The 8887-nt window shown below is 35.1% G+C and carries 8 protein-coding genes; 3 read left to right on the forward strand and 5 right to left on the reverse strand.

Annotated elements, in window-relative coordinates; all coding sequences use genetic code 11:
- From Megvenef_RS05535 to Megvenef_RS05550, 4 genes are all read right to left on the reverse strand, one after another.
- Window positions 1-500 (reverse strand): transposase (locus Megvenef_RS05535; RefSeq protein ID WP_322776251.1); only part of this gene is annotated, 500 nt, incomplete at its 3' end.
- 101 nt (window positions 501-601) lie between these two features.
- On the reverse strand, window positions 602-2419 hold the full coding sequence (gene uvrC, locus Megvenef_RS05540) for an excinuclease ABC subunit UvrC (RefSeq protein WP_410519762.1): 1818 nt from the start codon (window positions 2417-2419) through the stop codon (window positions 602-604).
- A 144-nt stretch (window positions 2420-2563) separates the two neighbouring features.
- On the reverse strand, window positions 2564-2788 hold the full coding sequence (gene yidD / locus Megvenef_RS05545) for a membrane protein insertion efficiency factor YidD (protein WP_322776984.1): 225 nt from the start codon (window positions 2786-2788) through the stop codon (window positions 2564-2566).
- A gap of 271 nt (window positions 2789-3059) precedes the next feature.
- Window positions 3060-3728, reverse strand: a complete 669-nt coding sequence (locus tag Megvenef_RS05550) for a Tim44/TimA family putative adaptor protein (protein WP_322776985.1) — start codon at window positions 3726-3728, stop codon at window positions 3060-3062.
- Window positions 3729-3875: 147 nt separating this feature from the next.
- Here Megvenef_RS05550 and Megvenef_RS05555 point away from each other — a divergent pair, with 147 nt between their 5' ends.
- From Megvenef_RS05555 to terL, 3 genes are all read left to right on the forward strand, one after another.
- Window positions 3876-5081, forward strand: coding sequence for a phage portal protein (locus Megvenef_RS05555; protein WP_322776986.1), 1206 nt, complete (start codon window positions 3876-3878; stop codon window positions 5079-5081).
- Window positions 5062-5340, forward strand: a complete 279-nt coding sequence (locus Megvenef_RS05560; RefSeq protein WP_322776987.1) for a hypothetical protein — start codon at window positions 5062-5064, stop codon at window positions 5338-5340. The genes Megvenef_RS05555 and Megvenef_RS05560 overlap by 20 nt, the downstream gene beginning before the upstream one ends.
- A gap of 360 nt (window positions 5341-5700) precedes the next feature.
- Window positions 5701-7101: a phage terminase large subunit gene (gene terL, locus Megvenef_RS05565; RefSeq protein ID WP_322776988.1), complete on the forward strand. Its 1401-nt coding sequence runs from the start codon at window positions 5701-5703 to the stop codon at window positions 7099-7101.
- Window positions 7102-8431: 1330 nt separating this feature from the next.
- Here the strand turns inward: terL and Megvenef_RS05575 are convergent.
- Window positions 8432-8818, reverse strand: coding sequence for a CorA family divalent cation transporter (locus Megvenef_RS05575; protein ID WP_322776990.1), 387 nt, complete (start codon window positions 8816-8818; stop codon window positions 8432-8434).
- Window positions 8819-8887 lie beyond the last annotated feature (69 nt).

The following is an 8887-nucleotide window of genomic DNA, read 5'->3' on the forward strand; positions in this document are numbered from 1 at the left end:
GGCCTGCCTTGCCAAGCTTTAACATCGTCCATGACATCATCAGTAATTCTACTAACAAGGCTTTCGCTAATGTCAGCCCCGTATAGTTCCTGAATCTGAAGTTTAATATCTGATAGACTCATTCCTTTGGCGTATAAGGATAGAATTTTTTGATCTAAACCTTCAATTCTTGTTTTTCTTTTGGGAATGATTGCAGGTTCAAACTCAGCATCTCTATCCCTTGGAACGTCTATTGTAATAAGGCCATTATCAGTGATTAGATTCTTTTGAGATACACCGTTACGGGCGTTATTAGAAGTGATAATACGATCGTATCTGTCATAACCTAGATGATTATTCATCTCTGCCTGTAAAGCTTTTTCCACAAGACGTTTTGTTAGTTGTTTCAATAACCCGCCTTTGCTTAAAACATTCGATAGATCTACTTCTTTACTTACCAGTAAATCTATCGCTGCGGATATAGCTTCATTATTCTTATTATTGATAGTGTTTTTAGTCATATTTTATTCCTCTTAGTTATATTAATTGATTATATAACCTATAAGGAATTTACACACTTAGATGGACAGACCCAACTAAATCTAATATTTATCTTATCCATTCAAACTCTTAAGAAACGATGAATAGTTTTTGCTAGCTCCTCGCTAATACCATCGACCTTCTTGAGTTCTGACTCAGTAGCGTCGGCGATAGCATTGAATGATCCAAAGTAATTTAATAAAGCTTTTTTTCTTGCCGATCCAATACCAGGCACCATATCTAGTGAGGAATACTTAATAGCAGAAGAGCGTTTATGCCTGTGGTTTTTTATAGCAAAATTATGGACCTCATCGCGTAGAATTTGTAAATATTTCATAGTTGGATTGTTTTTATCTAGGGTAAATACATTGTGACCCGGGATATGAAATTGTTCTTTGCCGCTATTTCGATCAACTCCCTTTGACATGCAGACAAATGGTACGTGTAAGCCTAGTTCGCTCATTATTCCAGACACAACGTTCATGTGCCCCTTGCCACCATCTATGATCATTAAATCAGGTTTACGTTGTGGTTCTGACTTTAATCTTTTTAGTCTTCTTCTTAAAACCTCTCGTAGCATAGCGTAATCATCACCTCCAAAACTGCTTGTAGGTTCATCTTTAATATTAAAAAGGCGATATTCTTTTTTTTCGAACCCATCTGGTCCGGCAACTATCATAGCACCAACGGGAAATGCCCCTTGAATATGACTATTATCATAAACTTCTATCCTCTGCAGAGGCCAGTTTAAGTTGAATAGTGATTGTATGTCGACAAGTGCAGTATGATTTTTAGCTCCCATGAGTAAATGTTTCTGTAATGAGAGCTCAGCATTATACAAAGCATTTTCCATGATTTTACTTTTTGCCCCACGCTTCGGGGTAGAGATTTTTATGTCCAAATGGTGAAGTTGTTTAAGTGCATCAACATAAATGATTTTATCTTCGAGTTCATGACTAATTAGTATATCTTTTGGCGGAATTTTAGTTTGATATAACTGTATTAAAAAACTTCCTAAAACCTCTTCATTAGATATTTCATTATCTGTATGAGAAGGAAAATAAGCTTGATTGCCACAAGGTTGGTGAGATCTGTAAAGAAATATTTGGATACAGAACACACCGTTTTTTGAGGCAAGTGCTATAACGTCTGCATCATTCAGATCATGTGAGTTTTGAGATTTAAGTTGAACATAACTTATGGCTTTTATTCGATCACGAATTTCTGCAGCTTTTTCATAATTTAGCTCATTGCTAAATTGTTCCATTTTATTTGATAGCATGGTTTGAAGGGCATGATTTTTACCGGTAAGAAAAGCTTGTACTTCTCTGACCAAATCATCGTAGTCTGGTTTTGATATTTTATTAACACAAGGTGCGTAGCACCGTTGAATTTGATATTGCAAACAGGGCCTGGTTCGAGTTGCAAAATAATTATCGGAGCAAGACCTAAGTCTAAAAATTTTTTGTAGCTCTAGTATTGTTGTATCCACATGCGCTGGAGAGGCAAATGGACCAAAAAATTTACCGTCGGTAAGATTTTTTCCTCGAAATTTTAACAGTTGAGGATATTCATGATCAAGCCGGAGTTTAATATATGGAAAAGATTTGTCATCTTTTAGTAAGATATTGAATTTAGGTTTAAATTTTTTGATTAATTGCCCTTCAAGAAGCAGAGCTGCAGATTCAGATTCAGTAATGCTGTACTCAACATAACAGGCTAGAGAAACCATGATCTTATTCTTACCTTTCAGCTCAAGGGTATATTGGCTTAATCTATTTTTTAGGTTCTTCGCTTTGCCTATATAAATGGTGTTTTTGTCAGAATCAAAAATCCTATATACTCCCGGTAATTCAGGAGTATTAGCTATATAAGATTTTATAAGTTCCGTACCTTGCAAGATTTGGCCTATTTTTTTTATTTCTTTTGGTATTATATCACTAGTGTTAGAAATAAAAAACCAAGTTCAGTATAACCGATCTATGCCTAACTATTCCTTAAATTATGAGGTTCTTTACCCCCTAATTCAAGGTGATTTACTATATCATTTAGATTTGTGATTAGGTAGTGGGTCGTAGCCACCGCTTGTAAATGGGTTGCACCGAATTATACGTTTTATACTAAAAAAAATTCCCTTGATAGCGCCATAGCTATTGATTGCTTCTAAGCAATAAGCCGAACAAGTAGGTGAATATTTACAATTTTTTCCAAGCCATGGAGAGATAAAATATTGGTAAAATTTTATAATTAGAATTAGTGGGTATTTCATATTTAATTTGTGTTCGAAAAAGTTGTTTTGCTAATACCGGCTATCCTCCTGGTGGAGTCACCGTTATATTAGAAGCAAATTGTCATCCACGGCCCGTGACCTGTAATATTCTTTTCGCCGTCATGCCAGGCTTGACCAGGTATTTCGGGGAACGGAATAAGATGCCGGAGTCCGGATGACAACTCCTTATGATGTCTTAGACCCTAGGCTGAAGGACATACGAAGCCTAATCAGTTCAGGAGACAATAGTTTTAATTGAAAGAAGGATCAATCACTGTGGTCTGTCTATGTTCGTCAGATACCACTCATTACCGGAGCTAATAGTACTCCTTGTGAATGTCCATTCTTCATGTAAATCTTTGATTTTATTAGTAATATTTTTTCCAACAAATAAAATTTTGATAAAGATGTTATTGCCAAACATATAGATTTCTGAGATTTGTAGCTCAGGATCATTTTGGCTTATATACTCGCCATAACCCGTTGATAGGCCTTTAAAATGTTGTATATAGCGCTTATCAACCAGTTGCTCCAGTTCTTTCTCATTATTTTTGTAAGCAGCATCAATAATCATCCTAAATGCTACTTTTGCTCCTTTAAGAAAATTATGAATATTAAATGAAGGAACGCGATTCATTACATCCACCAGACCCTCTTTAACATCAGTATCGTTCTCAGGAACTACTAAGCCCCGAAGGTCAATTTTGTTTTTCCGAGTAGCAAATGTCGGTTTTAGAATACTAGCCTTTATTGAGGATTCTTTATTTGTAATGGTGGTTGAAGAGGTCGTAACATCTTTCATGGATGTTTTTTCTCCAAAAAACGAAGGTCGTTTTGTTGGGTCATCATCCGAAGTAGTGCCTAGTGTTGCGATCAGTTTGTTTATAACAAAAAAAGCTATTCCAGCAAAAATAATAAGTTCAATTAATTGCCCAGACATTTATGTATTCTCGTCAATGTTTTATTTTTATATTCTATTGCAAAATTTGTTAATTGGAAAGTTATTTATTGTATCAATGCTTAGCGTGACCGATCTTGAGTGTTATAAAGCAATCTTGTTGTTAACAAACCTTCAAAGGAGCTAAGAATGATTAAATCTTATTTTAAAAAAGTCTCTGGTAAGCAAAGCAAGAAATCCACTAGTTACTTAGACTTACCATTTTTCAATTATTCTCAAGATGAAAGAGTTGGAGTTGATTCCTATAAAAATAATGCAATTGTACACAGGTGCGTCAATTTGATTGCAACCTCAGCAAGCCATATACCATGGCAAATATTTAGGAACAATAATGGTTCAAAGGAGTTGCTTAAAAATCATCCTATCTTAAATTTACTTAAATATCCCAGTCCTGATAAATCAGGAGCCGATTTTTTTACGGAAAGTTTATCTAGTTTGCTACTTTACGGAGATAGTTATTTGTTAGTGTCATTCAAAAATAATACAATCCCACATTTTTTATATAATCTTCATCCATCATTAGTTGAGCAAACTATTTCTAATGATCAACTCGTTTCTTATGTCTATGGAAATGGGGATAAAAAACAATCCTTTGGAATTGATCCGGTTACTAGGAAAAGTCGTGTGCTGCATCTTAAAAATTATAATCCTACTGATCAACGCAAAGGTTTATCATCTTTGGCAGCAGCTGCAAAAGCAATAAATTTGCATGCAAAAATTATGGACTGGAATAAATCATTGTTAAAAAATGCAATCAGACCAAGTGGTGCTTTGGTATTTCAGGATGGTAATGGTTATTTATCAGATGAACAATTTGAAAGATTGCAGCAACAATTTTACGATAATTTTAGTGGCGCCTCCAATTCTGGAAAGCCTCTAATTCTAGAAGGTGGGCTTAAATGGCAAGAAACAAGTAACGCTGAGCGATTTGAGAAATTTCTTGAATTAAAGGACTCAAGTGCAAGAGACATAGCCATAGCATTCAATGTGCCTCCACAATTACTTGGAATTAATGGCGATAATACTTATAGCAATATGCAGGAAGCAAGGTTGGCACTTTGGGAAGAAAATATCATTCCATTGCTTGATAAATACGCTGATGCGCTCAGTAGTTGGTTATCGTATTGGTATAAAGAGGATTTGATTATAGATTTTGATAAAGAGTCTATTTCTGTACTTACAGAGCGTAGAGAAAATGTATGGGCAAAAATTGCAAGTGCAGATTTTATGACAATTAACGAAAAAAGAGCAATTGTAGGCTTAACTCCAATTAAAGGAATGGATAAATTTGCAGCCAATCTAACAGGAGAGGGTAATGAAAGTTACGATAAATAAATTATATAGTTTTACAGCTAAACTAGTCTTGATGTTAGATGAAGAGTTAGATGAGCTTAAGGTTAGCAAATCTAAGAGTGCGGTTAATGTTAAAAAGAATATTACAGATACTCTTAATAAGCTTGTGCATCTTATAATTCAATTAAATAAATTAAGCAAAGATGAAACGATGAATAACAATATTGATATGACTCAAGAAGATAAGGACATCATCGAACGATTCATACATAGATATAATACCAAATCCCAGAGTAAATGATCCAAAGAATTTTGCGGATCTCCCTTGTGCTCACCTATAAGTATAGGCTGCGCAAGCTCGTCCTGAAATTCATGTGTCTCCTTTAATTTGAGATTTGGTATAAGAAGTCATATTAGGGTGAATTAAGTGTTGGCCAGAAAGTCATCCTGAACGCAAACCGTCATCGCGAACTTGATCTGGTTCGCAGGCCTTTGACTCGTCGGGATCAAAGGCATAAACTCGTCATCCTGAACTTGATTCAGGATCTCATCAACAAAAGAAGATACCGGATCAAGCCCGGTATGACTTACGAAAGGACTTAGGATGTCACATATCAAGTCCTGTATGATCGTATGCAGTTTGAAATAAAAAAGGTGCAAGATGACGTGTAATAAAAAGCTTCTTAAAGCAGTATTGCGCCAGGATTTTAGTAGTTATATCAGCAAAGTATTTCAAACTATTAATCCTGGAGCAGTGTATCAGGCAAATTGGCATATAGACTTGATTTCAGATTACCTTGAAAGAGTTAGGTCGTCTGAAATCAAAAGGTTAATTATCAATATGCCGCCAAGAGCACTAAAATCTGTTTGCGTTAGTGTTGCTTGGCCAACTTGGTTGTTGGGCCATAATCCAGCAGTACGTATTATGGCTGCAAGCTACTCATCAGTTCTTAGCGTTAAACATTCTCTTGACAGTAGACTTGTTGTTTCTTCAGATTGGTACGGGCAGTTATTTCCAGCGACGAAACTTAGCAGAAAACATAACCAAAAGAGTAAATTTCTTACATCTGAAAATGGTTTTAGATTTGCAACGAGCGTAGGTGGCTCAGCAACTGGTGAAGGAGGAGATTTTTTAATCATCGATGATCCACATAATCCCACGCAAATTAACTCGTTTAAAGCCAGAAATAGGGTTATTGAATGGTTTGAACAAACTTTTGTAACTAGGCTAAATGATAAAAGTAAAGGTGCTATAGTTTTAGTCATGCAGCGTCTGCATGAAGATGATTTGTCAGCGCATTTAATCTCAAGCGGGGGATGGGAGCTTCTCAAAATACCAGCAATTGCTTCTGAGGATAAGATTTATAATATTGGTTTAAATAGCTATGAGTATAAAAAAGGCCAGGTACTTAATCAAGAAAGAGATCAACGGGCATTCCTAAACAACATTGAACAAGAGGTGGGAGTAAGAAATTTTGCAGCACAATTTCTGCAAGACCCATTGTCGTCTGGTATTAATTTGTTATCATTAGAAGATATTTTGTATTATGAAGATTTGACTCAAAATTTTGAATATTTTGTACTAAGTTGGGATACGGCAATCAAGGTTTCAGAAAAATCTGATTACAGTGTTGGAACTTGTTGGGGGGTATTATCTGGGAAATTCTATCTTGTTTCTATGGTACGGAAAAAAATGAGTTATCCAACCCTTAAAAATGAAATCGAAAAACAAGCGCAAAAATACAAGCCAAGACATATAATTATCGAGGATAAAGCCAGTGGACAGTCATTAATTCAAGATCTATCTATGGCCGGATATTTTAACATCAAACCTAGCAAACCTAAGCTTGATAAAATAACTAGATTTGCATCAGTTGTACCACTTTTTCAGGCTGGCAAAGTATTTTTGCCAAGTAAATCTTCGTTTAATCGCGAATTAATTAAAGAATTAACCACATTCCCCAATTCAAAAAATGATGATATTGTTGATTCAGTGAGTCAGTTTCTAAATTTCTGCAAAGAATTGTCAAGTAAAACTCCAATGCGTATCAGAATAGTATAAAATGAAATTATCTCTAGAGTTTCAATTAAAAGATCTCTTTAGTTATTAATATAATAAATTAAGGTAATTTATGGCCAAAACATTCGCTGAGAACGCAAAAAAACTAAGGGAACAACAGGAAAGACTTGCTAAAGGAGCTGAGCCGGAGGTAGAGAGAGTTCAATCAGAAAGACCTTCAGGACTAGGTGGTCTTGTAGAGGGGGCTAAAGATCTTAATGCAAAAATGTATGCTCAAGAAACAATTGTACCAGCAATTGATTCTTTGATTGATAGACATAAGGATGGTCAGGGTATTAGTAAAGAGGAAGTTGAAAAGACATTTAAAGGAATAATGGAAAAGATGGTTTCCGATAATGTAATGACCAAAGAGGAAATGGACGATTATTTGAAGCCACAAAAAGTACAAACTACAGAAAGAGTTCAAACAGGAACAAAGATGGTTCCAGAAAAAGTGGAAGATAGAGGGGTGATCAATCAGATAGGGAATTTTGTATCTGGAAAGAAACCTAAAATGGTAGAAGAGCCAATTTATGAAACTCGTAAAGTTATTTCTGATGGCCCGTCAAAATTTCAACAAGATATGGATAAATCGTTGCAATTTAATGATAAAGGCAAAGTTGATGCACCGAATTTGAAATCACTAAAAGATAAGTTGTTAAACTCTATTGGAAAAGTATGTACCTCGCTTGGCCTTGATGGTATTGCAAAATCTTGTAGACAAAGTATGAGTTTAGATAACCAGGAAAAACTAAACAAAGTTGAATCTGGTATGGTTAAAATGACTCACGAAGTTACTAAGCAAGCAAAGGGTATTGGTCAAGAAGTTGGCAGTAAAACTAAAGGAGAACGTCTTGGCGAGCAAACTCAGAATATAGTGGCAAAAAGGCAGAAAAGTGGAGACTCTCCTTCTCGCTAAATTACGATTGTTGATACGGGTTGGTAGCTGATTATTGTTAAATACATATAGATGTAAATAACCCCAGCTATGGATAAGATAAATATTAGATTTAGTTATGTCCGGCAAGAAACACAGTCATACCTGGCTTGATCAGGTATCTTCTTATCTACCGTCATGCGGAACTCAGTTGGTTTAGCTTGTCTCTTCGACCAAGTAATCTTCTCCTATCTCATGAGATCCTGAAGTAAATTCAGGACGACTGTGCGTACAGCGACCCTCAGTATAAAACCATACTAACTATTCCTTATTCATATTCAGGTTAAATAAGAAAGCTTTTAAAATTGGCTATATCAGAGGTAGTATCAACCGAGCAAAATCCTGAGAGGTCGCTTTGAAGTAATAAAACTAGCGATTATAGCACAAGAATCAGGTCTATAACCACTTTTTCTTTTTACATATTTTATAAGGCAACCAACCTGAGATCAACATTATTAGTAATGTAATGGGGTAACCTAACCATTGTTTTAATTCTGGCATTATTTCAAAATTCATTCCATAAATACTAGCTATTAAAGTTGGAGGTAAAAATATTAGAGATACTATGGAAACCAGTTTTACTATATTACTTTGTTCCAGCTGTATTATTCCAAGTAAGGCTTCTAATAAAAAAGTGATCGAACCAGATAGAAAATTTGCGTGTTCAGCAATTGAATTTAAATCCGCAAGCATAGTAGCTAACCTTAAAATCTGAGGTTCGTTTTTTGCAAATTTATTTGATTGTTGAGAGTAATTAATAACCCTGTTAATGAGACTTTCCATCTATTTGTGTAAATTCGATTATAGGCACTTAAATTCTCCCTTCGAATTTGATCATAAAATGAGCCATAG

Origin of the sequence: Candidatus Megaera venefica (assembly GCF_034554655.1) — a bacterium.
Lineage (GTDB): Bacteria > Pseudomonadota > Alphaproteobacteria > Rickettsiales > Rickettsiaceae > Megaera_A > Megaera_A venefica.

Bases quoted from the DNA above. Each gene is read 5' to 3' on its own strand.
- terL (WP_322776988.1), top strand. From the start codon at position 5,701: ATGACGTGTAATAAAAAGCTTCTTAAAGCAGTATTGCGCCAGGATTTT.
- yidD (WP_322776984.1), bottom strand. From the start codon at position 2,788: ATGAAATACCCACTAATTCTAATTATAAAATTTTACCAATATTTTATC.
- Megvenef_RS05550 (WP_322776985.1), bottom strand. From the start codon at position 3,728: ATGTCTGGGCAATTAATTGAACTTATTATTTTTGCTGGAATAGCTTTT.
- Megvenef_RS05560 (WP_322776987.1), top strand. From the start codon at position 5,062: ATGAAAGTTACGATAAATAAATTATATAGTTTTACAGCTAAACTAGTC.
- Megvenef_RS05555 (WP_322776986.1), top strand. From the start codon at position 3,876: ATGATTAAATCTTATTTTAAAAAAGTCTCTGGTAAGCAAAGCAAGAAA.
- Megvenef_RS05575 (WP_322776990.1), bottom strand. From the start codon at position 8,818: ATGGAAAGTCTCATTAACAGGGTTATTAATTACTCTCAACAATCAAAT.